This window comes from Candidatus Zixiibacteriota bacterium (genome assembly GCA_040753495.1).
Classification (GTDB): Bacteria; Zixibacteria; MSB-5A5; order GN15; family PGXB01; genus DYGG01.
The window spans coordinates 1-25,892 of the sequence record JBFMEF010000199.1 but is presented as its reverse complement, the minus strand read 5'-3'; the positions used below and the strand labels follow the sequence as shown (position 1 = coordinate 25,892).

General features: G+C 52.0%; 22 protein-coding genes. All 22 read right to left on the bottom strand.

Features of this window, described 5'->3' with window-relative positions; genetic code table 11:
- Positions 1-3 precede the first annotated feature (3 nt).
- Complete coding sequence (gene cobA / locus AB1690_12965; protein ID MEW6016215.1) at positions 4-1,542, bottom strand: uroporphyrinogen-III C-methyltransferase; 1,539 nt, start codon at positions 1,540-1,542, stop codon at positions 4-6.
- An 8-nt stretch (positions 1,543-1,550) separates the two neighbouring features.
- Positions 1,551-2,189, bottom strand: a complete 639-nt coding sequence (locus AB1690_12960; protein MEW6016214.1) for a bifunctional precorrin-2 dehydrogenase/sirohydrochlorin ferrochelatase — start codon at positions 2,187-2,189, stop codon at positions 1,551-1,553.
- 5 nt (positions 2,190-2,194) lie between these two features.
- Complete coding sequence (gene hemA / locus AB1690_12955; GenBank protein MEW6016213.1) at positions 2,195-3,409, bottom strand: glutamyl-tRNA reductase; 1,215 nt, start codon at positions 3,407-3,409, stop codon at positions 2,195-2,197.
- A 5-nt stretch (positions 3,410-3,414) separates the two neighbouring features.
- Entirely contained in the window at positions 3,415-5,106 is a 1,692-nt protein-coding gene (locus AB1690_12950) for an FAD-dependent oxidoreductase (GenBank protein MEW6016212.1), read from the bottom strand.
- A 56-nt stretch (positions 5,107-5,162) separates the two neighbouring features.
- Positions 5,163-6,320 carry a sulfate reduction electron transfer complex DsrMKJOP subunit DsrP gene (dsrP, locus tag AB1690_12945; GenBank protein ID MEW6016211.1) on the bottom strand — a complete coding sequence of 386 codons (1,158 nt, stop codon included), beginning with the start codon at positions 6,318-6,320 and terminating at the stop codon, positions 5,163-5,165.
- Positions 6,321-6,327: 7 nt separating this feature from the next.
- Positions 6,328-7,107: a sulfate reduction electron transfer complex DsrMKJOP subunit DsrO gene (gene dsrO / locus AB1690_12940; GenBank protein MEW6016210.1), complete on the bottom strand. Its 780-nt coding sequence runs from the start codon at positions 7,105-7,107 to the stop codon at positions 6,328-6,330.
- Positions 7,104-7,487, bottom strand: coding sequence for a sulfate reduction electron transfer complex DsrMKJOP subunit DsrJ (gene dsrJ, locus AB1690_12935; GenBank protein MEW6016209.1), 384 nt, complete (start codon positions 7,485-7,487; stop codon positions 7,104-7,106). The genes dsrO and dsrJ overlap by 4 nt, the downstream gene beginning before the upstream one ends.
- The gene (gene dsrK, locus AB1690_12930) at positions 7,480-9,099 is read right to left on the bottom strand and encodes a sulfate reduction electron transfer complex DsrMKJOP subunit DsrK (protein MEW6016208.1); all 1,620 of its coding nucleotides are present in this window, start codon (positions 9,097-9,099) and stop codon (positions 7,480-7,482) included. The genes dsrJ and dsrK overlap by 8 nt, the downstream gene beginning before the upstream one ends.
- Positions 9,100-9,101: 2 nt before the next feature.
- Positions 9,102-10,094: a sulfate reduction electron transfer complex DsrMKJOP subunit DsrM gene (gene dsrM, locus AB1690_12925; protein MEW6016207.1), complete on the bottom strand. Its 993-nt coding sequence runs from the start codon at positions 10,092-10,094 to the stop codon at positions 9,102-9,104.
- 30 nt (positions 10,095-10,124) lie between these two features.
- Complete coding sequence (locus AB1690_12920) at positions 10,125-10,658, bottom strand: RsbRD N-terminal domain-containing protein (GenBank protein ID MEW6016206.1); 534 nt, start codon at positions 10,656-10,658, stop codon at positions 10,125-10,127.
- 78 nt (positions 10,659-10,736) lie between these two features.
- On the bottom strand, positions 10,737-11,054 hold the full coding sequence (locus AB1690_12915; GenBank protein MEW6016205.1) for a TusE/DsrC/DsvC family sulfur relay protein: 318 nt from the start codon (positions 11,052-11,054) through the stop codon (positions 10,737-10,739).
- 50 nt (positions 11,055-11,104) lie between these two features.
- Positions 11,105-12,787, bottom strand: a complete 1,683-nt coding sequence (locus AB1690_12910) for an NAD(P)-binding protein (GenBank protein ID MEW6016204.1) — start codon at positions 12,785-12,787, stop codon at positions 11,105-11,107.
- Positions 12,788-12,807: 20 nt separating this feature from the next.
- Entirely contained in the window at positions 12,808-14,265 is a 1,458-nt protein-coding gene (locus AB1690_12905; GenBank protein ID MEW6016203.1) for a cobyrinate a,c-diamide synthase, read from the bottom strand.
- A 21-nt stretch (positions 14,266-14,286) separates the two neighbouring features.
- On the bottom strand, positions 14,287-14,532 hold the full coding sequence (locus AB1690_12900) for a hypothetical protein (protein ID MEW6016202.1): 246 nt from the start codon (positions 14,530-14,532) through the stop codon (positions 14,287-14,289).
- Positions 14,533-14,543: 11 nt separating this feature from the next.
- Positions 14,544-15,614 (bottom strand): dissimilatory-type sulfite reductase subunit beta, encoded by a 1,071-nt coding sequence (dsrB, locus tag AB1690_12895; GenBank protein ID MEW6016201.1) that lies wholly within the window; start codon positions 15,612-15,614, stop codon positions 14,544-14,546.
- Positions 15,615-15,652: 38 nt separating this feature from the next.
- Positions 15,653-16,858: a dissimilatory-type sulfite reductase subunit alpha gene (gene dsrA / locus AB1690_12890; GenBank protein MEW6016200.1), complete on the bottom strand. Its 1,206-nt coding sequence runs from the start codon at positions 16,856-16,858 to the stop codon at positions 15,653-15,655.
- A 420-nt stretch (positions 16,859-17,278) separates the two neighbouring features.
- The gene (locus AB1690_12885) at positions 17,279-19,540 is read right to left on the bottom strand and encodes a hydrogenase iron-sulfur subunit (GenBank protein MEW6016199.1); all 2,262 of its coding nucleotides are present in this window, start codon (positions 19,538-19,540) and stop codon (positions 17,279-17,281) included.
- Positions 19,541-19,542: 2 nt separating this feature from the next.
- Complete coding sequence (locus AB1690_12880) at positions 19,543-20,820, bottom strand: CoB--CoM heterodisulfide reductase iron-sulfur subunit A family protein (GenBank protein MEW6016198.1); 1,278 nt, start codon at positions 20,818-20,820, stop codon at positions 19,543-19,545.
- 182 nt (positions 20,821-21,002) lie between these two features.
- Complete coding sequence (locus tag AB1690_12875; GenBank protein ID MEW6016197.1) at positions 21,003-22,481, bottom strand: SLC13 family permease; 1,479 nt, start codon at positions 22,479-22,481, stop codon at positions 21,003-21,005.
- A 99-nt stretch (positions 22,482-22,580) separates the two neighbouring features.
- Entirely contained in the window at positions 22,581-23,105 is a 525-nt protein-coding gene (locus AB1690_12870) for a CBS domain-containing protein (GenBank protein MEW6016196.1), read from the bottom strand.
- 44 nt (positions 23,106-23,149) lie between these two features.
- Positions 23,150-23,704: a response regulator gene (locus tag AB1690_12865; GenBank protein MEW6016195.1), complete on the bottom strand. Its 555-nt coding sequence runs from the start codon at positions 23,702-23,704 to the stop codon at positions 23,150-23,152.
- Between the two features lie 2 nt (positions 23,705-23,706).
- On the bottom strand, positions 23,707-25,892 hold a 2,186-nt coding region (locus AB1690_12860; protein MEW6016194.1), incomplete at its 5' end, for an ATP-binding protein.

The window sequence follows — 25,892 nt, the reverse complement described above, 5'->3', positions numbered from 1 at the left end:
CGTCTACCGCTCTGATTTTAGATGACGGGAGAGTTCATCAATCAGGCTCTGAATACTCTGCCCTTTGGGCTCAAGGGCTATCTTAATTCCCATTTGTCGTAACCTGGCGGCGGTCGCCTGCCCCATCGAAACGATTGTCGCCTGCCGGGCCAGTTGAGTGAATTCCTCTGTCGTCAGATTCTTGAGGATGCCATCCACGGTCGTCTCGCTGGTGAATATTATCACCGACGGGGGAAATTCGAACAGTTTGTCCTTGAAATCATCAGGCCATTCGGTGAATAGGGTTCGATAGACAGTCAGGGGGAGCGCCGGTATATTCTTGCCGGTCAAAATCTCTTCAAAGGTTTTATCGGAGAGCTCACCCCGAACCCGTATGACCGTGGTATCGACGTCACCAATGGCGGCACCCAGCTGAGCGGCAAATTCCGATACCACCGAACGGCTGGGAATGAAATCAGGCCGGAGACTGTACCTGCTGAGGACGCGGGCGGTACCTGTACCGAGGGCGGCAATCCGGTATTCGGCGAGACGGCGGATATCGCTGAAGTATTCGGTGAATTGCCCTATGAAATTGCGGACTCCGGAGCTGCTGGTGAATGCCAGCCACTTTGTGGCGGAACGGATTTCGCTAAGAGACTGCCATGCGGCGCGGTCTTGGAAGGGGACAGTGGCTATGGTGGGATAGGTCAGCACTTCAGCGCCTAACCATCGGAAATTGCGATACATTTCCTGCGACTGGTCCGCGGCGCGGGTAATCATCACCCGGAGTCCGAGAAGCGGTTTATGGGAGAGCCATTCCACCACCGGCTGCAATCTGATGGTCTCACCGAATACAAACAGCGCCGGTGGTTTGATTTTGTTTTCAATCACGACGGAAGGGAGTGTTTTCAGAGAAGCGGTGAGGATTCGCTGAGAGGGATAAGTGGCTCTCTCAATTACTGCCGCGGGAGTCTCGGGGTTCATACCCGACTCCAGCAGGGTCGAAACTATCCGGTTGATTTCAGTGACCCCCATATAGACAGCAATGGTTCCTCCTTTTGCCCGGGCGACCCAGTCCCAGGGGACATTGGAAGCCTCTTTTTCACGAGCCTTATGACCGGTCACCAGAAGCACAAAAGAGCTAAGTTCCCGGTCGGTTGGGGGGATACCGGCATATTCTGGACCGGCGATACCGGAAGTCAAGCCGGGGACGATTTCAAACTTGATTCCATTTTTCTTGAGGAATTTGGCTTCTTCGCCGCCGCGGCCAAAGACCAGCGGGTCGCTTCCCTTGAGACGGGCGACATTTTTTCCCTCCAGGGCTAATTTCAGGAGAAGATGATTGATATCCTCCTGGGAATAACAATGTTTGCCGGCGCGTTTGCCGACATAATATTTTTCCCTTCCGTACGGCAGAGAGACAACCAGTTCATCAGGGACAAGATTGTCGTAAACAACCACGTCGCAGGTTTCCAGAAGAAGTTTCCCCTTGACGGTGATAAGGTCGGGGTCACCCGGTCCGGCGCCGATTAAGAAAACGGCGCCAGTCTTGCCGTTATTCATACAAGCGGTCACTCCTCCAGCATTTTTTCAAGGGCGATTTCAATCTGACTGTCATCAAGGTCGTTAGTCATCTGTTTCCAGTCGGCGTCAAGGAACCGCCCGTAGGCTTTCAATTTCATAGTGCGGTTGTCTTTCCAGCGCGAGAAGACCATATTGCGGAACTGCGCGGCATAGTGCGCGATTTTTGCCCAACGCTCCGGGAAGACCGAATCGAGAATCAGCCGCAAATGTCCGGAAAGGAAAGGTGCTTTGCCGTCGGTAGAGACCGCCACGGTAAGGCAGTCGCGCCGCAGAATCGCCGGAAAGATAAAATCGCACAGGTCGGGGTTATCGACGGCATTAATGGGAACATGCGCCTCGCGGCAGTCGCGGGCGACAACCTGATTGGACTCCAACGAATCTGATGCGGCAATAACGATGTCATAGCGCGATGCCTCCGGGGACTGATACTCACGCTTTTCCAGCCTCAACTTCCCCTTTTCAGCGTAGTAGTTAAGTTTTTCCACCGGCTCAATGGCAACGACGGTGAGAGCGGCATTGTATTCCAGAAGAGTCTCTATTTTGCGCAGCGCCACATTGCCGCCCCCGACGACCAGGCAGCGCTTTCCTTCAAGAGAAAGACTGACAGGAAGATATTTGTATGTCATCAGATTCACTCCGTTTTCTGTGATGGTTGTGAGGCGCGAATATGCATCTGCAAAAGGCGCGCGGTAAGACGTCGAAAGGCGGCGTCAAATTCCTCGCGAAGATTATCCGGCAGACGCTCCAGCAGCGACTCTGATTCTTCTCTGCGAATTAATTCAAAGGTATCCTCCAGCCCGTTATATATAGGCTCCTGGCGGATGTGAGTAAACCAGTAAGTAAACTGCTCCAGCTTACGCCCGATAATCTCTTCCGCCTGAGGAATCGCCAACTCCCGTTTGACCTGCTCAGTTTCTACGAAATGTTTGACGGCGTCGAGGTCAAATATTTCAAGACCGGGGAATTTTTCCAGGGTGATGGCAGTGTCGCGCGGGAGAGCGATATCGACGATGGTAAGGCGCGTGGAAGAGATTTTTTCCCGGACCTTGTCCATAACGGCATCAGTCAGGAGCGGCTCAGACGAGGCAGTGCAGGTAAAAACCAGGTCCACCCTGGACAGAGCCTCCGTAAGGGTATCAAGAGAGCAGACCTCGCCGCCGAATCTGGCAGCAAGGAGGGCGGCTTTTCCCGGGGTGCGGTTGGCAAAAACAAAATTGTTGCAACCGGCGGCGCTCAGCCCCTCTGCGGCGAGGGCGATCATCTGATTTACACCAATCATAAGAACTTTAACGCCGTCGAGTTCTCCCAATCTCTCTCTTATCAATTCCACCGCGGCGGAACTGACCGAGCAGGCGCCTTTGCCCATATCGGTATCGGTACGAACCTGTTTACCGGTTCGGAAAGCCTGGTGAAAAAGTCGGTGGATTACCTTGCCGGCGGTCTTGACAGCGCAGGCGGAGCTGTAAGCATCTTTCAGTTGACTGACTATTTGATTCTCGCCGATGACCATCGAATCGAGCCCGGCGGCGACCCGGAAGAGATGGTCTGCGGTATGCTTATCCTTCTTGAGATAAAATTGCGGCAGGACGGAATCGATACCGAGCTGACAAAATGACTCATAGAATTTGGCAACAATGGCAAGGGGGTCATGACGACTTCCGGCGGTGAAATAAAATTCAATCCGATTGCAGGTGGACAGGATAAGCGATTCCCTGACGCCATGAATCTGACTGAAACAAGTATTAGCGCGAGCTAACTGGTCGGGTTGAAACTGCAACGGTTCCCGGAGCGATTGCGATGAATTCTTGTGACTGATGCCGCAGAGATATAGATGCCAGTTATTCATAATTATCAGAGTAATCCCTGCACCCCGCCGCCGAGTATGGCGACGTCTTTGAACCCGGCAGCAGTCAAAATCAGCGCCGCCTGATAAGAGCGGGGACCGCGTTTACAGACAACAATTATTTTTCGGTCGCGCGGCAGTTCATCCAGCCGGGCACGGAGCGACCCCAGCGGAATATTGAGGACTTCGGGTGCCAAATCAACCCCGCGTTCGACATTATCCATCATAAATTCCGATTCTTCGCGGACATCAAGGCAGAGGGGATGGCCGGAATGGCAGTCAGCAGGTTTGAGGACTTTCAATCCGCGTCTTTGCGCCAGCGCCAGAGATGCCAGTTGATGAAGCGGGTCGAGGGCTTCGGCATAGGGAGGGGCATATCCATGTTCGAACGAGAGAAGGTCAGGAAGTCTTGCCTGCCACAAAAGAAAGGAAGAGAAGAGATCGATTCGTCGGCAAATATCCCCGGCTCCAACGACCTGCAATCCAAGCAGCCTGCCGCCAGATTTTTCATAGACCATTTTTGCCGTCAATGACTTGCTTTCCGGATAGTAGTCCGGTTTATCGGCGAAACTTCCCACAACGGAGTCAGCTTCAATCCCGCTTCTGAGCGATGATGATTCCGACAGCCCAACGGCGCCGACATTCAGGTCAAAGACTTTGAGCAGAAAGGCTCCCAGGACACCGTTGAACTCGGTCGGATTTCCGGCGAGGTTTTCCGCAATTACCCAGCCATGCCGATTGGCGAGAGAGCCCATAGGAAGGAAAATCGGCGCGCCGGTGAGCCGATGTGTCGATTCGATACAATCGCCGCCGGCATAAATATCGGGGTCACTGGTTTGAAGGTGGCGGTTGACTTTGATGCCGCCACTGCGGCCTATTTCCAGACCGGCTTCTTTAGCCAGGACGGTTTCCGGCCTTACGCCCAGACAAAGAAAGAGATAGTCGGAAGAGATAATCTCTCCAGTGGAAAGATGCAGCGCGAGCGGGGAATCGGCGCCGACTGTGACTTCTTTAATTTCCGCGGCAGTCTTGACGATAATTCCCTTGCGGGTCAACTCTCTTTCAATAACGGCCGCGATTTCCGGGTCAAAGATATAGGGTAGAAGGTTCTCTTCTTTTTCAATGAGAGTCGTTTCAATGCCCCAGATGCCGCCGGTAGCCTCGGCAACTTCGCATCCGATGAATCCGCCGCCAATAATTGCCGCTTTTCCGATTTTCCCTCTTTCCGCCAGGGAACGGAACTGGAGGGCATCATCAGGTGTGGTAAAATGTCTAATCAGCGGCGAATCGGGGACAGGAAAAGGAAGCGGGTTCGGTCGGGCTCCGGTCGCCAGGATTAATTTGCCGTAGTTATGATTATAAGTTTCACCAGAAGCGGTATCCTTTATCGTTATAGCTTTCTTATTGCGGTCAATCCGAATGATTTCAGCGCCGGTGACAACAGAAAAACTTTTGGTATCGCGAAAAAAAATCCGGTCACGCTGAACGCCGTATGATGTCCGCATCAGAGAATCGATGCTGTCGATATCGCCTGAGGCAAAATAGGGGAGACCACAAGAGGCGTAGGAGAGCCGCTCGCCTTTTTGAAAGAGAGTGATGGAGGCATTCGGCAGACGTCGGGCAAGGACGGCGGCAGTCTTGGGACCGGCGGCGACACCGCCGACAATGACAAAATCAGAAGTGGTTTTTTCAGGTTTCATAAATGATTAGGGGGTTGCCGCAACAACCCCCATCCTGTTTGACGACCGGCTGAGCATCAGGTCGAAATTTCTCCGCGCACCGAGAGGGCGATTTTATAAAAAATTGTAATCATCAAAAATCCGAGAGCATAGACTCCCAGGGTAATCATAGTCTCCGGGAAGGTAGGCCAATATTCGGTGATGGCGCCTAAGGGGGTGGGAACAAAGCCGGCTACCACCATACCTATTCCCTTGTCAATCCAGATAGAAACAAACACCGCGGCGCAGGCGAAGATTAGCCATTTTTCGTTCTGACGTGTTTTGGGGTTAACCAGAAGCACCGCCGCCAGAACTCCGAGCGTAACCGAAGTCCACATCCAGGGGACCAGTTTGCTGTGACCATCGAGACCAGAGAAGAGATACTGGAAACTGGTCATATGGTCGGGAATGCGGCTGTAAAAAGCGGTAAAGACTTCGAGCAGTATGAAAAAGAGATTGAGAAGCATAGCGTAGGTGATAATCTGCGCCAGTTTCTGAATCGGCTCGCGGCCCGGGTCGAACCGGGTGAATTTCCGGACAATGAAGACAACCAGCAAAAGAAACGCCGGACCGGAAGCGAAAGCCGATGCCAGGAAGCGCGGGGTCAAGATTGCGGTGAACCAGAAGGGGCGTCCGCCCAGTCCGCTATATATAAATGCGGTCACGGTATGAATGCTGATTGCCCACGGTATAGAGAGAATTATAATCGGTTTAATCCAGGAGGGGGGCTTTATCCCTTTCCTCTCCGATTCCAGAGTGACCCGGCTGATTATAACGTTGAGCAGCAGGTATCCGCTCAGGACAATGGTATCCCAGAAGAGAACCGAACTGGGCGACGGGTGCAGAATCAGGTTAAATGCTCGCATAGGTTGCCCGAGGTCAACGGTGATGAAGAGTATGCACATGGTAACCGCCGAGATGGCGAGGAATTCTCCGAGGATGGTCATCTTGCCGAACATCTTGTAATTGTGAAGGTAATATGGGAGCACTACCATCACAGCGGAGGCAGCCACGCCAACCAGAAAAGTAAACTGGGCGATGTAAAATCCCCAGGTGACATCGCGGCTCAATCCGGTGATTCCCAGTCCGTACCCGAGTTGCCTGAGATAGAATAGGAAGCCGGTGGCAATGATTGCCATAAGAAAGAGCACCCAGGTCCAGTATTTTTTATCTCCAACTAACGCTTTTTCGAGCATATATACCTCACACTAAGTAGAAGACGACCGGTTGAGTTCCAAGATACGGTTTCCTGCGGATAGCAAAGCGATTTCGCAGCAGCTGACGGACTTCGGATTCAGGGTCTTCGAGGTCCCCAAAAGCCATTGCCTTCTCGGGACAGGCTTCCACGCAAGCCAGCGGCAGTCCTTTAGCCAGTCGCTCGTTGCAGAAGGTGCACTTCTCGACCACGCCGCGGGTGCGGGTAGGGAAGTCCTTGTCGATTTCCTTTATGAAAGGACGCGGGTCGCGCCAGTTAAAACTGCGGGAGCCGTAGGGACATGCCGCCACACAGTAGCGGCAGCCGATACAGCGGTGCCAGTCCATCATAACGATGCCATCCTGGCGCTTCCAGGTAGCCTGAGTCGGGCAGACCCGAACGCAGGGGGGATTATCGCAATGATTGCAGAGCACCAGGACCGGTTTCTCCTTCAGCGAGTCTTCAATGAATTCATTTTCCTGGTCAAGGAAGGCTTTCTCGTATTCTTCTTTCCAGATCCATTTGATTTCATCTTTGCGATTATCAAACTGGGGGACATTGTGAATCCTGTGACAGGCATCGATGCAGGCGCGGCATCCCTCTTTTTCAAGACATTTTTTCGGGTCGATAACCAGCGCCCATCTCTTGCCGACATGACCTTCCTTCTCGGCGGCGGAAGCCTGCGCCGGTTGCGAAGCAAAGGCATCAGCCAACGGTTTGCCGGAAAGGCCGATTATAGTGGTCAGACCGGCAATCTTGATGAAATTTCTTCTATCAATGCCGCTCATATCCCCTCCTTAGGTTCGGTGTGGCAGTCCCAGCAGTAGGGTGAAACAGCGACATAATTATGGCAACGGTCGCAGAATTCCGCCTTGTTGGAATGGCAACCAAGACAGGTTTTGGTCAGGCTCATCTCATATTCTTTGCCGGAGAGGGAGTGATAGGCGCGCAATTCTTCGCGCACTACCTGGTCGCGCCACTCATAGATGAGGTCCATATGAGAGGCTTTCATATATTCGGTGGCGGCCACACATTGCTTTTCATCGACCGGCAGTTTGATGTCAGGTCGTTCCGCGCTGGTCCCGGAGGCGAGATTTACCCAGATGGGAGTCGTGAAGAGCACCAGGAAAAGAATTAATCCGGTGATTATTTTGCCAGCGTCATACATGGACTTTTTCCTCCTTTCCCGGGAGCGGCGCCCCGCGAAAATCAGCCTCCCGCTCCTTTTCCCCTTTCATCATGAGGGCGTTTCCGACCAGCTCGTGAAGTCCCGCCACAGCGACACCCGGCGCCCAGAAATCCATGAGCGGAGGGAGGGTGGCTTTGTCGATGGCGCAGATGCAGACAAGGAGGTTGACACCGTGGTTTTGCTGGACATATTTGACGGCATTGGCGCGGGGGAAGCCGCCGCGGAGGCGCATCTCAAGGTTTTCATCGGTACCGAGTCCCGAGCCGCTTCCACAGCAGAATGTCTGCTCCCGAATGGTGTTCTCCGGCATTTCGTAGAAGTGGTTGCAGACGCTTTTCAGTATGTAACGGGGTTCCTCCAGAAGTCCCATGGCGCGCGCCGGATTACAGGAATCATGGAAGGTGACTTTATAGCTGTCGTTGCGCTCCGGAGCGAGTTTTAGTTTTCGATTTTTAATAAGGTCAGCGGTAAATTCGGCGATATGTACCATTTTGGTGGAGCGGGCGTTCTCAAAGACGGTGCCGGTCACCGGCGATTTTGGCACTTCCAGAAAATCGGCGGGGCCGTTCATGGTATCCATATATTGATGCAGGACACGCCACATATGGCCGCATTCGCCGCCGATAATATATTTCACTCCCAACCGCTTGGCTTCGGCGTAAATCTTGGCGTTAAGCCGTTTCATCATTTCGTGAGAGTGAAAAAGGCCGAAATTGCCGCCTTCGGAAGCGAAGGCGCTAAAGGTGTAATCGAGCCCTATTTCATGAAATAGAGCCAGGTATCCGAGAAAACCGAAATAGTGCGGGTCGCCGAAATAGTCAGCCGATGGCACGACAAAGAGGACCTCGGCCCCTTTTCTATTGACGGAGGGATTTACCTTTATGCCGGTGATATCTTCGAGGTCATCGGCGGCGAAATCGACGCTGTCTTTGAAGCCGTGCGGTTGAATGCCCAGATGGTTTCCGGTACGGAAGCAGTTGGCGGCGGGAGTGGTTATCCAGTCGATTCCGATACCGACCAGATTCAGAAGTTCCCGACCGATAATGGTAATCTCGGCGGTATCGATACCGTAGGGGCAGAAAACCGAGCAGCGGCGGCATTCGGTGCATTGATAAAAGTAGTAGAACCATTCTTTCAAGACCGGCACGGTCAATTCACGTCCGCCGGCCATCTTCCCGAGAATTTTTCCGGCCGTGGTGAAGTCTTTGCGATAAACGGAACGGAGCAATTCGGCGCGGAGGACCGGCATATTTTTGGGGTCGCCGGAGCCGATATAGAAATGACATTTGTCGGCGCAGGCGCCGCACCGGACACAGATATCCATGAAGATCCGCAGCGAGCGGAATTTGTGAATTCGTTCGCGGAGCCCCTCGAGGATGATTTCTTTCCAATTGGACGGCAGTTGCCAATCATCTTCAGTCGGCTGCCACTTGCGCACAAAAGGAAGCCCCAGATACTCCATGCTTTTGGGGTTAGCGCTGTAGTTGAAAGTTCCTCTGCGGAATTCAACATGAGGGTCCATCCAGTCTCGACGACGAGGCTGGTAACCTATTGCGGTCAATTCTTCCGGTTTAAAATGTTTTTCTGACATAGTTATTCTTTCTCCAGCGGAATACCGGCGCCCTTGATAAGTTCGCGGAATTCATCTTCCCATTCCTCGTAGGTGTGAACCTTGACAGGAGGATTCCAGGGATTGATATGCCGTTTCATCCGGCTGTTGTTGGAAAGATTGCGGGTCGGGCTCAGGAAAACCCCCGCCATATGCACCAGTTTGCTTGCCGGGAAGTAAGCCAGAAGGAGACTTACCAGAAAAAGATGTATATAAAAAAGCGAGCTTATGCCTTCGGGTACCAGCGGGCTGAGGCTGAATAAACCGAGCATTAATTGCTTTACCGCAATCAGGTCGGTTTTTATGAAGTAACGCATCAAGACACCGGTAGCGGCGATAGCGATGATTAGAAGCAGCGGGAAATAATCGGAAATGAGTGAGATATACCGTATTTGCGGCGTAACAACGCGGCGGAAGAAGAGAAAACTCAGGGCGCCCAGAATCATGATATCGGTCAGAAAGAGGACCGGAACGCCGACCTGGAAGAAACCATCAAGGTTTTGCAAAAATGTGACAAATGCCGGAGTCGGCTCGAGGAAAAAGCGGAAATGGCGCAGAATTATTATCAGAAACGACCAGTGAAAAACCAGTCCGGCAAGCCAGAGATATTTGGCGGAGCCATAGACCAGTTTGCCGCCGTTTTTGAGCTCCATTTTGGTATTGCGAAATAGAGAGCGAAAAAAGAGAACTTCGAGGGCTATCCGCCCGATAACGCCCAGAGTTGAGGATGGGTTATCGAGGGGGCTGGACTTAATCCAATCGAGCGATTTCTGCTGGCCGCAAGTGGTGGTGATATGAAACGGCACCGGCGAGCGCGCCCATTTAACGACGCGGTAAACGATACCGAACAAGAAAAGGAAGACCGCGGCCGCCGGAAAAATTACACCGAAGAGGTAATACAGACCGCCGGAGGCGGTTCCCACCCAAGCCAGGGTGATTAAAACGGCTACCGCCAGTAAAGAATAGAAAATTTTCATCCGGCATTCCTCCCGAAATAGGAGCAATTATCAGATATTTTCATGGGGTGAGTTTCCTTCCTGTTTGAAGTCCAGGGTGACAAGGTCAGAATCCTTCAATATTCTGAAAGCACGGGCTTTGATTTCTTTGAGGCGCAGGTCGTAAATCTGCTCGCGGCAGCGACTGTATATGTCGAATGCAACCAGCGCCAGGCGGTCAATCCGCTCCTCCAGCGCCGCTATCATCTGGAAGTCATCGGTACTTTCGGCTACCGCTTCCAGTCGAATAATCCGTTTCAATTGGAAAAGAAAGTGAGTCGCCTGTGAAGGGGTGAAATCCTGGACGGAGCGGATACGAATCAAGCGGTCAAGGGAGATTTGGAGGGGTGCGATGTCGCCGTCGTCGAAAAGGGTTTGGATTATTTCAGCCGTTTCTTTCTCGATGGTAAAGCCGACGGGATTGGCGAATTGATTTTTCTGGTTTTTCAGGAAGAGGCCGGAATCGGGGGGGTAGGAGGCGAGTATAGCTTCCCGCCATTTATCGAGGATGATATTTTTTTTCTTCTGTAATAATTCGCCTAACATAGTCGGTTCTGTCCCAGAGTTTCAAAAAAAGGCGGGGTATCTCAAAGTTAATGAGAAATTCCCCGCCCGGAAAATATCTTATACGCAACCGGTCGGTTTCGCCAAGCCGGCGACTTTGCAGGCGCCTTTGGCTGGTCCCGACGGAAACATGTCATAGATCTCTTTGAGCGAGAAGCCGGTTTCCTTGCACAGTTTCCGAATCATCGGAGCAATCCCGTACTTCTGATAGTAATCCCGAAGATAGTTGACCACTTTCCAGTGATTTTCGGTCAGGTTGTCGACACCTTCGGTCGAGGCAAGGGCCAGAGCCACTTTTTCGTTCCACTGCTCGGGCTCTTCCATAAAGCCATCTTCATCGACATTGATCTTGACGTCACCGAGTTCAAATATCGGCATTGTAAGTCCTCCAGATATGATAGATTATATTGTTAAACGCCTTAGTTTCCTCAATGCATTTCGATATACCCGCAGGGGCAGTTCTCCGCACATTTCTTACACCCGTTGCAGAATTCGAGTTTAAATTTATATGCTTGACCTTTGACGACCGGTTTGATTATGGCATTGTCCTGACAGAAACTCCAGCAGGAGCCGCAATCAAAACAGAGACCGCAGCTGAGACATCTTTTGGCTTCGGCGATAGCCTCTTCTTGTGAAAGAGTTCTGACGATTTCGGCATCCATCTTTTTGAAACGCTCCTCGACGGGCAAATGCTGGGATGGATGCGGCTGTCGGGCTTCGTAATAGGACAGTTTCATTTTTTCGTGACGAACAATCTCCTGCTGAGGCAGTTCCGGCACCGGCTCGCCGGTTATCAGTTCATGGATAGCCTCGGCGGCGCGTCGTCCATGGTAAATGGCGGTAACCGCGATTCCCAATTCGATATCATCACCGCCGGCGTAAATATTCTCGGCTTTGGTTTTCATTTTCTGGTCGGTCTTAATCCAGTCCCGTCCTTCTTTGAGAAATTCGGCGCCGCCGAAGTCAGGCTCCTGACTTATTGCGGCAATCAGAGTGGTGAAGGCAAGGTCAAAAGTATTGCCGGGAATCGGGACCGGTTTTCTTCTGCCGGAGGCGTCCGGCTCGCCCAGCTCCATCCGCTGGCATTTCATTCCGACCGCCCTGTCGCCGTTCCTGGTGATTTCCAGAGGGGCCGCCAGGAATTCTATCTGCACACCCTCTTCGATAGCGCCATCAATTTCCTCTTTGATAGCCGGCATTTCATTGCGGGTGCGGCGATAGAGAATGGTTGACTTGGCGCCGAGACGGCGCGCCACCCGGGCGGCATCGATAGCAGTGTCGCCGCCGCCGATAACAACAACATGGTCGCCGACATCAAGCGTTTGACCGGTGTTGATGCGGTGCAGGAATTCGGTGCCGGTGAAGACATTAACGGCGTCATCGCCGCTGATATTCAGTTTTATCCCTTTGTGGGCGCCGATGCCGACAAAAATGGCACGATAGTCTTTTTGCAGCGATTCGTACGGAATATCTTTTCCGACCACCGTGTTGCATTTAAGCTCTACCCCCATGGCGAGGACGCGGTTTATTTCAGCGTCGAGGACATCCTGCGGCAGACGGTAGTCTGGGATTCCATAGCGCAGCATTCCGCCCGGTTTGGGAAAGGCTTCGAAGATAGTTACGCCGTATCCGCGACGGGCTAATTGATAAGCGCACGAAATACCGGCCGGACCAGAGCCGATAACGGCGATTTTCTCGCTCCGCTTTTCTTCGGTCAGTTTGCGCGGCTTAAGATTCTTTGCCAGCCCGTAATCCCCCAGAAATCTTTCGAGGCTGTTTATTTCGACGCCCCCTTCGAGAGCGCTGCGATTGCAATCGGTTTCGCAAGGATGAGGACAGACCCGTCCCATAGTGGCAGGCATGGGGGTAGTCTCCATGAATATCTGCCAGGACTCTTCCAGGGTCTGGTCATAGGTTTTGCCCAGGTCGTCGGTTTTGGCGATAGTCATCAGAACTTTCCGGACCTGATTATGATTGGGGCAGTTGCAGATGCAGGGGGGAGTCTTCTCAACAAAAACCGGGCGCAGGGGAGAAGTTTCAACCGATGAGCCGCCTGCCGAACTGCTGAGACTCCGGAGACCTTTCTTTTCTTTCTTTACTATTTTAGCCATTATGTCGCTCTCTCATTGTATTAATTAAGACAATAATTCTCAAATCTTCGCCGGTTCCCATTGGCAACGATGGAATCCGGAATGCTCATCTCACGCCTGGTCCGGGCAAAGTCAAGCGCTCTGCTGATAAAAGCATTAGCCCAGCCATGATTGCCATCAGCATGAATATGGGTATAGAAGGCAAGAGTCTGGCGGTAAACCAGGCCATCTTTCCTGTTCCCCAATCCTACCCCGGTTTCCATCCGGCAACAGCCGGTGTCAGGCGGCAGAGCGCCTCTGATTCCAGAATAGTGAAATTCGTGCCCATTAATCCTGGCGCCAACCGGGAAAAAAGGATTGCCGGCCGTTACTTCAAGGGTAGTATATCCATGCCCGACCGGTCGCGGATGCATCTCAAGGTCCAAATCATAAACCCCTGCCATTGGAAAGCTGTTTTGATTCCAGTTCAGATTTCGGCAGAGGTAAATCAGTCCACCGCATTCGGCATAAATCGGCATTCCGGAGTCAGCGGCGGTTTTCACCGACTGCATCAGAGTCTGATTGTCACCCAATTTTCCGGCGTGAGTTTCCGGGAAGCCGCCGCCGATATATAAGCCGTCAAGCTCAGGAAGTTTTCGCTCATTTAAAGATGATATTGGCACCAGTTCGGCGCCCAGTTCGGTCAGTCGCTCCAGATTTTCTGGATAGTAGAAGGTGAAGACGGAATCGGAGAAGTAACCAATCTTGACCTGAGTAGAAGATGTCGACTGAACCGGGGACTGAATCATCTCCAGAGGTCTGGCTTTCCGGGCGGCATTATATATCCGCTCCAGGTCAAAATGAGTCTCTGCCAGAAGCGCCAGATTTCTCTCGAATTGAGCGTCCGTGGTAAACTCCGCCGGCGGAATAAGCCCCAGATGCCGTTCCGGTATCGTGACAGACTTATCTCTCAGATTCGGAATCGAGCCAAGAACAGGGATGCCGCAATACTCTTCGATGGCATCGGTGATAATTCGCTTATGCCGTTCCCCCGCCACCCGGTTTAGAATAACTCCGGCGAATCTCAGACTGCGCTCGAATTCCAGGCAGCCTTTCACAATGGCGGCAACGGTGCGGGTTACCTTGGCGCAGTTGATAACCAGCAGAATGGGGGAGCCGGTCATACGGGCGAGTTCGGCGGTGCTCTGCTCTCCCTCGACATTCCTGCCGTCGAACAATCCCCGGTTACCTTCAATGAGGCTGAGGTCGAAACCTTGAGAATATTTCAGGAAAGAGGAACGGACCTCATCGGCCGGGACAAGAAAGGTATCAAGATTTCGGCAGGGGGTAGCGGCGATGGCCGATAACCAGGCCGGGTCGATATAATCAGGCCCTTTCTTAAAGGGCGCAACTGATTTTCCCCCCTTCTTGAATCCAGCTACCAGAGCGAGCGATAGTAATGTCTTGCCGGAATCGCCGGAAATTCCGGCGATTACCAGGCGAGGTAAACTGACCAGCATATTTAGCAGACCGGCGCCGGATTAATCGTTAGCGGCGCCCTCTTTATGCGGAAGTTCAATAAAACTGCCTCCGAAATAGGTGTAAACACATCTTCCGGAGTTGACCAACTGCTTGATGGCGTCTTTACAGATCTGTTTGTCCACCTCATCGCCGAACATCTCGATGATGCCTTTGGTCAGGTCGGTCGCCTTCAGTTTTTTCAAACCGGTGGCGTCCTTAATCATGTTGTACATGGCTTCCGCAACTTCCTCTACAGTTTTTGCCACAATATATCCTTCTAATAATTCAGGTGTGTCGATCTCTTAAAAGTCAGACCGGCGTGCTTAAAGTCGTCAATATGCTCTTTCCGGAATTCGATGCCGGCCATTCTGAAAAATCTGGGCCAGCCGATGCGCTCGATCCACTCACCCATTCTTTCGTATTTGCGGGCGTTCTTTGCCCAGAGCTCCACCAGATTCTTGACCGCTTCCGTAACTTCGGGCCAACGAGGCGGGTTATTGGGCAGGAAGGGAATCGCCAGTTTGGAAAACATTGGTTCGTGCCGGGCATTGGAGACTTTGCCGCCGACCCAGATGGAGACGCCGTCATTGAGCGGGTCATTCAGTTTCATCGACGGGCAGACGGTATAGCAGTTGGCGCAGAACATGCAACGCTCTTCAATGACTTCGACTGATGGTTTGCCGCCAACCGTTGCAGGACGAATCGCTGCGGTCGGACAGGAAGCGCTGACATTGGGGATTTCGCAGGTCTTATGGAGATTATCGTGGTCGATTTTTGGGGGACGACGATGAATTCCCAGAATGGCGATATCGGAGCAATGGACGGCGCCGCACATATTCAGGCAGCAGGCGAGTGCGATACGGAGTTTTCCGGGGAGAACCATTGTTTCAAAGTAATCAGCCAGTTCATCCATGACCGCCTTAACGATGCCGGAGGCGTCGGTCGCCGCCGAATGGCAGTGAATCCAGCCCTGAGTATGAACGATACTGGAGATGGAGTTCTGAATGCCGCCGACGGGATGTCCCAGGGCTTTCAGGTCTTTAATCAGAGGGTCGATGTTTTCCTGTTTGGTTAAGAGAAACTCGACATTATGGCGGCTGGTGAAGCGGAGGAATCCGTCACAATACTTATCCGCCAGTTCGGCGTACTTGCGAATCTTGTCGACACTGACCAGGCGGGGAGAGCCGGCTCTGACCGTGAACAGCCTGGCGCCGTTTTCAGAGACGTGCACCATGACGCCCGGTTTCAGGACTTCGTGGTATTTCCACTTTCCGTAATTCTGTTTAATTACCGGCGGCAGGAATTTTTCATAATGCGGGGGACCGATGTCGGTCAATCTTTCTTGCATTGCTTCTGGCATATCAAACCTCTATGGCAAATTGTTATTTACTTTTTTTCTTCTTCTTCATCTTCGACGAAATATTCTTCATAGAAGACATAAGGATTCTCGCGCGGGTGGGCAACCATCTCCGCCACCGGTTCCAGCTCGACCGCTTCCAGGAAATTTCCCAGACCGACACGCTGAATGAACTCGCCGATACGTTCGCGGTTCTTGCCTTCTTCGCACCAGAGATCCCAGATTCTTTCGATGACGTCTTTTATCTGGCGATAGGGGGCTTCAATCTTGATGAAGGGCATCAAAACGGAAGACAGCAGGGCGCCTTCAATAATCGGGGCTTTGGAGCCGAGGAGAACCACGGCACCGCGGTCTTTGCCGGGGCGAAGCGCCTTGGGCATAATATTAATGCAGTGCATGCAGCGGCGGCAGTAGCTATTGTCGATATGGAGTTCTTTACCATCCCAGTCCATACACTTGGCGGGGCAGTTATCGACCACTTCGGAGCGGATATCCATTCCCCGGTCGGCATACTCGCGAACGGAGTCTTTATCCATCTGGATGCTGTCGCGCCAGGTGCCGATGATGGAGCAGTCGGCGCGGGCGATAGAGGCGACGCAATCATTGGGACAGCCGGACATTTTGAACTTGAACTTATAAGGAAACGCCGGACGATGCAGCTCGTCCTGATAATTCATGGTCAGGTCATAAGATAACGCCAGGGTGTCGTAGCATGCCCATTCGCAGCGAGCCGGACCGACACAGCAAGAAGGTGTGCGGACATCGGAGCCGGAGCCGCCGAGGTCGAAACCAGCCTGGGTCAATTCCGAAAATATCGGCTCCAGATGAGGAGTGCTGGTGCCCAGGAAGATAATATCGCCGGTGGAGCCGTGCATATTAGTCAAACCGGAGCCATGTCTTTCCCAGATGTCACAGAGTTTGCGCAGGGAATCGGAAGTGTAGAACCATCCCGCCGGCTGATTGATACGAATGGTGTGAAAGTGTGAAACGTTGGGGAATTTGTCGGGGACATCGGAGTAACGACCGATGACTCCGCCGCCGTAACCCATTACGCCGACAATGCCGCCATGCTTCCAGTGGCCAATCTTTTCGTTGTACGAGAGTTCCAGCTGCCCTAAGAGGTCAGCCGCCATAGGGCTTTTCTGCGCCGCAGTTTTGATTTCTTTAACAAAACTGGGCCATCGCCCTTTTTCCAACTCATCGAGTTTTGGTGTCTGTGATTTTGTTTCAGCCATTTCTTCTCCTTAAATAATCAGAATACCGAATTTTCAGAATTGATTGCATGTGACTGATAATTCCCCAACAGAGACTGAATTAGACTTTTTTGGCTGGCCTTTATTTGTCCGATACAGATTTGGGTAGAGGAGTCACACATAGTTTTTCCCGTTTCTCAGTACCTATGTTAACAAATTGAAGAAAATGAGTCAAGAAGAATTTGTGAAAAATTTCATTAAGTCTCGCCCTCTAAAAAACTTGAAAATAGCCTGCCCGCTCAATTAATGCGACCGTAATCGTTTATACCACAAGATGTTACTGAAATGCATTGTGCCTGATGAAAGACTTAGCCCTTAATCTGCAGCAAAAACAGTTCTGATATATATAGTCAATCTTGCCCTGCCACCACCGATTTTGGCGGTGGCAGGGCAAGAAAACGGTTACATTCCCTTATAGGGGTTGGGACCTACCCTTTCAATGGTCTCCAGAAATTCATCAAAGATTTTCGGAATTCTGGCATAGTCCGATATGGCTACTTCGTGCAGTTGCACCCGTTCCTCTTCCAGCACCAGCTGTTTCAACTTTTCGCGCACGTTGGACATCCTGGTCGCGGCAAGTTCGGACCCGCGGATAAAATGGCATTGGTAGTCATCCCCTTTCTTGCATCCGATAAGGAGGACGCCGTCAAATCCGCTTGCCAGGGCATCGCCGACCCAGATGGTGTTCATGGAGCCGAGACAACGAAGAGGAATGAGGCGGACCATGGCATTGTACTGCAGTCGTTTCATTCCGGCCATGTCGAGCGACGGGAGGGCGTCATTCTCGCAGATGAAAGCGAGGATGCGCGGCTTTTCTTCGAACTCATCGGGAATATGAATCGCCTTTATCATCTGGGAGATCATATTTACGTTGTAGTTCTTAAAGGAGATAATGCGCTCGGGGCAGGCGCCCATGCAGATGCCGCAGCGGCGGCAGCGAAACGGATTGGGCAGCGGTGTTCCTTTGGCATCTTCATCAAGAGTTCCAAAGGGACATTCTTCAGTACAGCGTTTGCACTGGGTGCATCGTTGCATGAAGAATTCGGGGAAGGAGAGGTCGCCGGCGCGGGGGTGCACGGCGGCGCCACGGGCAATTGATTCAACCGCTTGAATCGCCTTGAGAGCGGCGCCGTAGGCGTCGGATGCGGAAGCGGAAAGGTCCATCGGGGCGCGAACAGTACCAGCCGCATAGATACCGGTTCTTCTGGTTTCGTAAGGAAAACAGATATAATGAGAATCGGGGAAGCCGTACTTGAGAGTGGGCAGGTCGGTTCCCTGCCGGTATGAAAGATTTAAGATTTTTGCTCCTTTTTCCGCTCCGGCCGCTTCTTTTTTGCCGTCGGCCATTAGACCGTCTTGAGGAGCAGCCGCAGTTTCGGCTGACTCAGAGGTCTCCTGCGGCGCAGCCTCCGTTTCAGATTCATCGACTTTCGTTGACGGCACCATGCCGGTCGCCAAAACGACCATATCTGCCGTGATTCGGATATCCTCACCCAGGAGAGTTTCTCTGACATCGATGGCAATTTTGCCGCCGTCAGTTTTATTGACAGCGGCGATTTCACCTTTGGTCAGGAAGATGGCATCATCGTTTTGCACGTGGGCGTAGAATAATTCGTACTGCGCCGTGGCGCGGAGGTCGCGGTAGATTATAAATATCCTGGCATGGGGATATTTCTCTCTGACATAGAGGGCCTGTTTGAGCGAAACCCGGCAACAGACGGCGGAGCAATAGGGGAGATGGTCCGGTTCGCGCGAGCCGGCGCACTGGATAAAAGCGATGCTTTCAATCGCTTTACCGTCGGAGGGTCTCTTAATACCGCCGTTGGAGACCATCGTTTCCAGGTCGATATTAGTTACGACATCGGGCGTTACCCCATATCCCCAGCGGGATAGTTTAGCGGGGTCGTAGGATTTCCAGCCGGTCGCCTGGACAATCGCCCCAACCTGCAGTTCGGTATCGACAGAGCCATCGTTAATGACGACACTAAACTTTCCGGGCTGACCGGAGGTTTTGGAAATCGTCGTGCCCTTCTTTACCGTAATATGAGGATTTGATTCGACTTCTTTAATCAATTCGTCAATGCCGGAATTCTCCGGTAATTGATAGGGAGCCGTTTTGGGGAATACTTTCGAGAATTTGGCCGCCCATCCGCCCAGATGATTTTCTTTTTCAATCAGAATCACTTTGTAACCGGCAGCGGCTGAGGCCTTGGCTGCCGTCAAGCCGGCTTTGCCTCCCCCGACCACCATTATAGTCTTGCTGGTTTCTTCAATGAAGGGTTGAGGCGGCTCACTGTTGCGGACGCGGGCAACTCCCATCCGAATATAATCTTCGGCTATAAGCTGGGTATCATCGTCATTGGGCTTGTGGCACCAGGCGACCTGTTCACGGAGGTTCACCCGGTCGGTGAGGATATCTTTTCCAAAATCGAACAGCTCCGGAAAGGCGCGATTGGAGCAGGCGGCAACCACCACCCGGTTTATCCCTTCTGTGGCGATGTCACTCTTTATCAGTTCCAGACCCGCGAGGGAGCAGAACATATCGTGAGTTTTGCAGAGGTCGGCTTTGCCATCTTTAAGAGCGATGCCGCTTAACTTTTCGATATCGACAGCGCTGCCGATTTCGCACCCCTTGCAGATATAAACGCCAATTTTCGGTTCCATAGTTATTTCCTCCCCGCGGCACAGATTGCCTGCATGGCGGCGCCGGTGGCTTGCTGCACGCTGTTGGCGACATCACATGGCCGCAGCACCGCCCCCGCTCCGACAATCCCACTGCTGCCGTCGGAGACAAGGAACCCGTAGGGGTCCCGCGTTACAGGAATCGATGGCAGGTCATCAGCGGTATTCGGCACCATTCCGATTGCCAGCACCGCCATATCGACTTCCGTCTTTGTGATAACTCCGGTGAGAGTATTCTCCGCTTCCAGGATAATATTTCCAGTGGCGGGATTTTCGGAGACATTGCCAACCTTGCCCCGGTGAAAATGAAATTTCGGGTCCTGTTGGACTTTGACATAGAAATCTTCCATTCTGCCGGGTGAGCGAACATCAATGTAAAACATATGTATATCTGCTTCCGGATACTGGGTATGGACATAAGTTGCCTGCTTCATGGAAGCGAGACAGCAGACGGATGAGCAGTAAGGGAGATGATTTTCATCGCGCGAGCCGGCGCACTGTACAAAACCGATCGATTTGATCTCTTTGCCGTCGGAAGGGCGGACTATTTTTCCTCCGGAAGGACCATTCTCGGAGGCGAGCCGCTCCATGATGACATTGGTCACAACATTCTTATATTTGCCGAATCCGAGGTTATCGATTTTGGTGGCGTCGTACGGTTTCCATCCGGTCGCCCAGACAATGGAGCCAACCTTGAGACTGATATCCTGGGCGGTCATATTGAGGTCGATAGCGCCATAATTGCAGGAATCGACAACCTTTTTCATAGAAGGGTCTTTTATATATTTGGGGTCAATAACATATCGCGCCGGATAAGCCATTAGATGGGGAAGATAAATGGCTTTTGTCCGCGAAAGTCCAAAATTGAAGTCATCATCTCTTTCGACCTCGCAGGCTTTTTCACAGTCGCCACAGGCGGTGCATTTCTCATTGACATATCGGGGGTACAGTTTGACCTGTATATCGTAACTGCCGGCAGCGCCGCTGATTTTTCCGATTTCCGCCAGAGTCAACACTCGTATGCAGGGATTGACTCTGATTCTTCTGAGGTTTATTTCGATGCCACAGGTAGGTGGGCAGAGTTTGGGGAAGTACTGGTTCATGGCGGCGACGCGTCCACCAAGCGAGGCGGTCCGCTCCAGCAGGACCACCGATTTTCCGATTTCTGCCGCCTCAATGGCGGCGGTCATGCCGGCGATACCCCCGCCAACAACCAGTATATCTGCTTTTATCAGGCCGGGAACAGGTTCAATATCTGCCATAGTCTCCTCCAGATGATATATCTAAGCCATTATTTTGTATTGTCTTACATAATTAGCGCAAATTTAACTTTGTGAACATATTAACAAACTCAATTCATATATAAACGCCGTTTCCGGTTTTGTCAAGTGGTAACTGGATAAATCTATCCCTTTTGAAATATAGGAATGACTTGCGGCATAATCTATTTTGCCAGCACCGGCATACCCATCATGGGCCAGATAAGCCAGACAAACAGACCCAGAATAATCATCAGTATCAAACTGGCAGGAATGCCGGCGCGGAAGAATTCGCCGGAGGAGAACTGACGGCTTTCATAGGCAATGGCATTGGGAGCGGCTCCAATCAGGAGGAGAAACGGCATTCCGGCGGTTGCCAGTGAGGCAAACAGGATGACTTCCGGCGCTACCCCCAGGTAGGGGGCGATGACCAGCGCCACCGGAAGGGAAATGGCGATGGCGGCGACATTCATAATGAAGTTGGTCATTATCAGGACAAAGAAGGCGACACCCATGACGAAAACAAACCAGGTGGCGTTCTGAAACAGGAGGAGCCAGTTGACCGCCAGCCAGTTGGCCGCCCCGGTTTGCCAGAGGCAGAAACCGATACTCATGGCGCCGCCGAACAGGAGGACGATATTCCAGGGGATTTCCTCGAGGTCTTTTATAGTTAGGATATTGGAGGCGAAGAATATCAAGGTTGCCAGAAGTATCAGGGCGCTCTTCTCCAGCGGTTTCAGAAAGGGAATGAAGGAGCGCAGTCCAAGGGCGGCGATGACCAGCCCTACGACGAGTATGGCGATAATCTCTTTGCGGGTAATAGGGCCCAGTTTGGCGTAAAGGGACGAGGCTCGCTCCCGCAATCCCGGGATGGTGCTTCGTTCCGGCTTGAAGGCAATCAGAAAGAAGAGCCAGATTAAGAACACCATCAGCCAGCCAAGGGGCAGCATATAATATGAGAATTCAAAAAAAGATATTTCCCTTCCCGTCATATCCTTGAAGAAACCGATGGCGACGGCGCCGCGGGCGGCGCCCAGCAGAGTGACGACGCTTCCGGCTCCGGCGGTAAAAGCCATACCGATGAAGAGGCCCTTGCCGAAACGGCTCGGTCTTTGCTCGTCATCGTACAATCCATAGATAGCCATCAACAGCGGGAAGACCGCCGCCGCCACCGCGGTATGCGCCATGATCAAGGTGAGAAACGCCGTCATGGCGAAACAGCCGAGATAAATCATGCTGGTCCGCTCGCCAACAAGAACGAGCATCTTGTACGCCATTCTTTGCGTCAGGCCGGTCTTGGTAAAAACCATACCAATGACCAGAGAGCCGAAGATAAACCAGACGGACGGGTCCATAAAATCGGTGAAGGCGATTCGGGCGTCACGAATGAGGAAGAGAGCCTGAAGGATTCCGATGGCGATACTGGTAATTCCAATTGGGACGACTTCGAAGACCCACCAGGTGGCGGCAAAGAGGAAGAGCGCGACAGCCGCTTTTCCTTCGCGAGAAAGCTCAAAATGCTTGCCCAGGGGGTCAACGGCATCAGGCCAGGGGGGAGAAAAATAGACGGCGGCGAAGAGCGCCAGTCCCAGGGTCAAAAAGAAAATCCGTTTCCAGTCGATTTTTTTGCCGGGAACACCCGCCAGAAAGACATCGGCCGGCATCGGCGGCAGCCCGCCCCTTTGAGTTGATTTATTTTTGGCGCCTCTATTTTTCCAGAACATAGTCACTCCAGATTGATTGTCCGATTGCTGAGATTCCTGTTAAAGTATCAGAGTTGCAATTTCGTGGAAAACATCGACCGACCGGATTACACCGATTACCCGTCCCTCCCGGGTAACCGGAATCAGGCTCAAGTCGTTGCTGACCATTTCGTAAATCACTTTCATCAGGTGGTCGCCGGCATCAATGGTGCGCGCGATAGGCAGCATCACTTCGCTCACCGGGCGCTCCGCCCGTTCGCGAATCCCATTGACCACTTTATCGAAGGATAGCTCCATCAGGTTGGGGTCAACCTGGATGTTAAACCATTTGCTCTGCTGTTTTGACGGTGAACTTAGAAACTCCGGTTCGAGCCCTCGCATAATATCGCGTCGGCGCACAGTCCCCATGAGACGGTATTTTTCGTCAAATACCAGCACCACGCGGGGAAGCGATTTGCGTCCGTTAATATCAAGTTCCGACTTTTCCATTTCGGCAATAGCCTGGCGCAAGGTGAACCAGTATGGGATATGGGGATACTTATTGAGCGGTATCATTATTTCTTCGATTCGTTTTATTTCCGGCATATATCTCCCTTCAAATTTTTATTGTCATCTATAGATAATAAGCATCATGCATTCTTCAAAAAAGCGGCGATTTCATCCGGGCTGAGACCGGAGCGGGAGGCCAACTCCGGCGACTGCTCGCCGCAGCGCTCTTTCAACCGGCTTAAGTATTCCCGCTTAAACCTTGCCGCGGCCTGGGCGAACGGCTCCAGGTTGAGCATATCCGTGAAGCGTTTGTTTTCTCTTTTCAACTGCTGGAATTTCATGGCGCGGTCAACGGTGAATATAATCTGCTCTTTCTTGAACGGTTTGGTGATATAATCAAAGGCTCCCCGGGCAAGCGCCTCAATAGCGCTCTCCATGGAACCGAAAGCGGTAATGATGATTACTTCCGAGTCTATATTTTTCTCTTTAATATGTTTGAGAAGGTCAATGCCGTCCATCCCCGGCATCTTGAGGTCGGTAATAATGATGTCGAAGCTCTCTCTGGTCAGAAGCGGGGGAACTTCCAGCGCATTATTGGTGGTCTGAATCTGATAGGCGGTTTTTTCGCCGATAATTCTTTCCAGCAATTTCAACATATGCAGTTCATCATCAACCGCAAGTATTCTCTGCTTCATAATTATGACTCCTCTAAAGATTCGCCGGTATCATGAACCGGAAGCGAGATGACAAATTTGGTGCCGCTGGGCCGTTGGGGGTTATCCTCGCGGCAGGTCGAAGAGAATTCGATTTTCCCTCCATATTTCTTGATAATTCCATAGCATAAAGAAAGCCCCAGACCGGTTCCTTCTCCGACCTTCTTGGTTGTAAAGAAAGGGTCAAAGATGCGCGGTTTTATTTTGTCGGGAATCCCTTTGCCGGTGTCTTCCACCGCAATCTGGACGGAATCCTCCTGCCTGCGCACCGAGATGGTCAATTTGCCGCCACCCGGTTCCATAGCGGCAAAAGAATTATTTATGAGATTGAAAATGACCTGCTGAAATTCTCGCGAGTCGCACCTGACTTTGGGTAGACTGACCGGAATATGCAGCGCGACCTCCACTTTCTTAGTCATAAGGGTGTTGCGCACAATCTTGATGACCGTATTCAGGGCCTGGTCGACGTCGACGAACTCTTCCAGCCCTTCCGTTATGCGGGCAAAACCGAGCATATTTTCCACCGTCTTTTTTGCCTGATTGGCATTGGCTTCAATCATTTTAAGGTCTTCATATTCCTGAGTCCCGGGCTGAAATCTTTCCAGGAGGAGGTCGGTGAATCCAAGAATCACGGCAAGGGGATTGTTGATTTCGTGCGCCACGCCGGCCGCAAGAATTCCAATCGAGGCCAGTTTCTCGGTGTTGTAAATACGCTGCTCCAATTCCATTTTTTCGGTGACATCTTTTATGATAGCGGTGCTTCCCAAGATTTCGCCGTGCGGGGAACGGATTATGGTGCGGGAGAGGTCGATAGTGATTCTCTTGCCGTCTTTGGTCATTCGCTGCGCCCGATAATTGCGGATATAACCCTGCCGGGTGACTTCTTCCTGGATGCTGAGAAGTTCTTCATCGGCATCAATATCGGGCGGCACGAGACGATGGAAGGTCTGACCAATCATCTCTTTGGCGGTATATCCGAAAATGATTTCGGCGCCGCGGTTCCAGACTTTGACGCGATTGTCATTGTCGATGAAGATGATGGCGTCAACGGAGTTCTGCAGGATGCTGGAGATAAATTCTTCCTGCTGGCTGACCCGTTCCTTAAGCGCATGAGAGATTCTTTGTTGATAAATCACGACCACCACGCCGAAAAGAAGCATGGCCGCAATGATGGCGGCTTCGGCGGCAAAATGGCGGATATAGACTCCCCGGACAGCGCCGGCGATTTCCGATGTAGGCGCGGCCACCGCGACCGACCAGACCTGGCTCTTGCTTAGAATTCCGCTCTTGATTGGTGTAAAAGCGATAAGTTTGGTTATCTGCCCTTCGATTCCCCGATGCCAGCCGCTTTCATAGATGCCGGTGCCTTCCTCACCCTTCAGCATCTGGTTGCGCATGATATCATTTATTTGCGTAAAGCTGACATATGGTTTGCGCTGGTAGCGGGCGGTGAAAGCGTTCTTGCCGATAAACTCCCGCTCTGGATGATAGATGAACATGCCGGTTTCATCAATTACCCAGGCATAGCCGGTTTTCCCGGAACGGATTTCCTGAGTCACACCGGTGACCAGCCGGGACACATCAATTTGGGCATATAGAAATTGTCTGCCGGCAAGGGTGACAATCATCTTGCAGATCACGCCGGTTATAAGGGAGTAATTTTCCGACAGCGTTTCGACATACAATTGCCCCAGTGAAGTTTTCTCTGTCCCCATATCGACACAGTCGCGAAACAATCGGGTTTCTTCAAGTTGAGCGGCGGTATCGGTAGAGGTCACCTGTATCAGTTTACGGGTGCTGTCCGCCAGACCCAGCTCAAGCAGTCCCTTATTGCGCATACGGCTGGCCGCTTCATTGAAGACAGTCTGGATATCACCCGGGTCGGGAAAGCGGGCGATTTTCCGCGCCAGACCGTCGATTTCCAGCTCAATATCATGAAGAATGACGCTGACCTGTCCGCTTGCCTGGCGCGCCAATATTAATTGCTGTTGATTGAAATCCTCATTGATGCGGTCGCGCATGATGCCGGCATTCTGATAGATTATATAGATTGTCCCGCAGAGGATAAGAATGAACAGAATGGAACTGAGCAGCGGCAGGCTGCGGTAATTGAGAAGGGCATCGGCGGCAGTGCGGAATTTCTGGGTCAGACGGCTCATCATTGCCCATC

What these genes read in the sequence shown, in the direction of transcription:
- AB1690_12885 (MEW6016199.1), bottom strand. Translation starts at nt 19,540, where the DNA reads ATGGAACCGAAAATTGGCGTTTATATCTGCAAGGGGTGCGAAATCGGC.
- AB1690_12870 (MEW6016196.1), bottom strand. Translation starts at nt 23,105, where the DNA reads ATGCCGGAAATAAAACGAATCGAAGAAATAATGATACCGCTCAATAAG.
- dsrA (MEW6016200.1), bottom strand. Translation starts at nt 16,858, where the DNA reads ATGGCTGAAACAAAATCACAGACACCAAAACTCGATGAGTTGGAAAAA.
- dsrP (MEW6016211.1), bottom strand. Translation starts at nt 6,320, where the DNA reads ATGCTCGAAAAAGCGTTAGTTGGAGATAAAAAATACTGGACCTGGGTG.
- dsrJ (MEW6016209.1), bottom strand. Translation starts at nt 7,487, where the DNA reads ATGTATGACGCTGGCAAAATAATCACCGGATTAATTCTTTTCCTGGTG.
- dsrB (MEW6016201.1), bottom strand. Translation starts at nt 15,614, where the DNA reads ATGCAAGAAAGATTGACCGACATCGGTCCCCCGCATTATGAAAAATTC.
- AB1690_12915 (MEW6016205.1), bottom strand. Translation starts at nt 11,054, where the DNA reads ATGCCGATATTTGAACTCGGTGACGTCAAGATCAATGTCGATGAAGAT.
- dsrM (MEW6016207.1), bottom strand. Translation starts at nt 10,094, where the DNA reads ATGAAAATTTTCTATTCTTTACTGGCGGTAGCCGTTTTAATCACCCTG.
- AB1690_12920 (MEW6016206.1), bottom strand. Translation starts at nt 10,658, where the DNA reads ATGTTAGGCGAATTATTACAGAAGAAAAAAAATATCATCCTCGATAAA.
- dsrK (MEW6016208.1), bottom strand. Translation starts at nt 9,099, where the DNA reads ATGTCAGAAAAACATTTTAAACCGGAAGAATTGACCGCAATAGGTTAC.
- AB1690_12910 (MEW6016204.1), bottom strand. Translation starts at nt 12,787, where the DNA reads ATGGCTAAAATAGTAAAGAAAGAAAAGAAAGGTCTCCGGAGTCTCAGC.
- dsrO (MEW6016210.1), bottom strand. Translation starts at nt 7,107, where the DNA reads ATGAGCGGCATTGATAGAAGAAATTTCATCAAGATTGCCGGTCTGACC.
- AB1690_12880 (MEW6016198.1), bottom strand. Translation starts at nt 20,820, where the DNA reads ATGGCAGATATTGAACCTGTTCCCGGCCTGATAAAAGCAGATATACTG.
- AB1690_12865 (MEW6016195.1), bottom strand. Translation starts at nt 23,704, where the DNA reads ATGAAGCAGAGAATACTTGCGGTTGATGATGAACTGCATATGTTGAAA.
- AB1690_12905 (MEW6016203.1), bottom strand. Translation starts at nt 14,265, where the DNA reads ATGCTGGTCAGTTTACCTCGCCTGGTAATCGCCGGAATTTCCGGCGAT.
- AB1690_12950 (MEW6016212.1), bottom strand. Translation starts at nt 5,106, where the DNA reads ATGAAACCTGAAAAAACCACTTCTGATTTTGTCATTGTCGGCGGTGTC.
- cobA (MEW6016215.1), bottom strand. Translation starts at nt 1,542, where the DNA reads ATGAATAACGGCAAGACTGGCGCCGTTTTCTTAATCGGCGCCGGACCG.
- hemA (MEW6016213.1), bottom strand. Translation starts at nt 3,409, where the DNA reads ATGAATAACTGGCATCTATATCTCTGCGGCATCAGTCACAAGAATTCA.
- AB1690_12960 (MEW6016214.1), bottom strand. Translation starts at nt 2,189, where the DNA reads ATGACATACAAATATCTTCCTGTCAGTCTTTCTCTTGAAGGAAAGCGC.
- AB1690_12875 (MEW6016197.1), bottom strand. Translation starts at nt 22,481, where the DNA reads ATGCCGGCCGATGTCTTTCTGGCGGGTGTTCCCGGCAAAAAAATCGAC.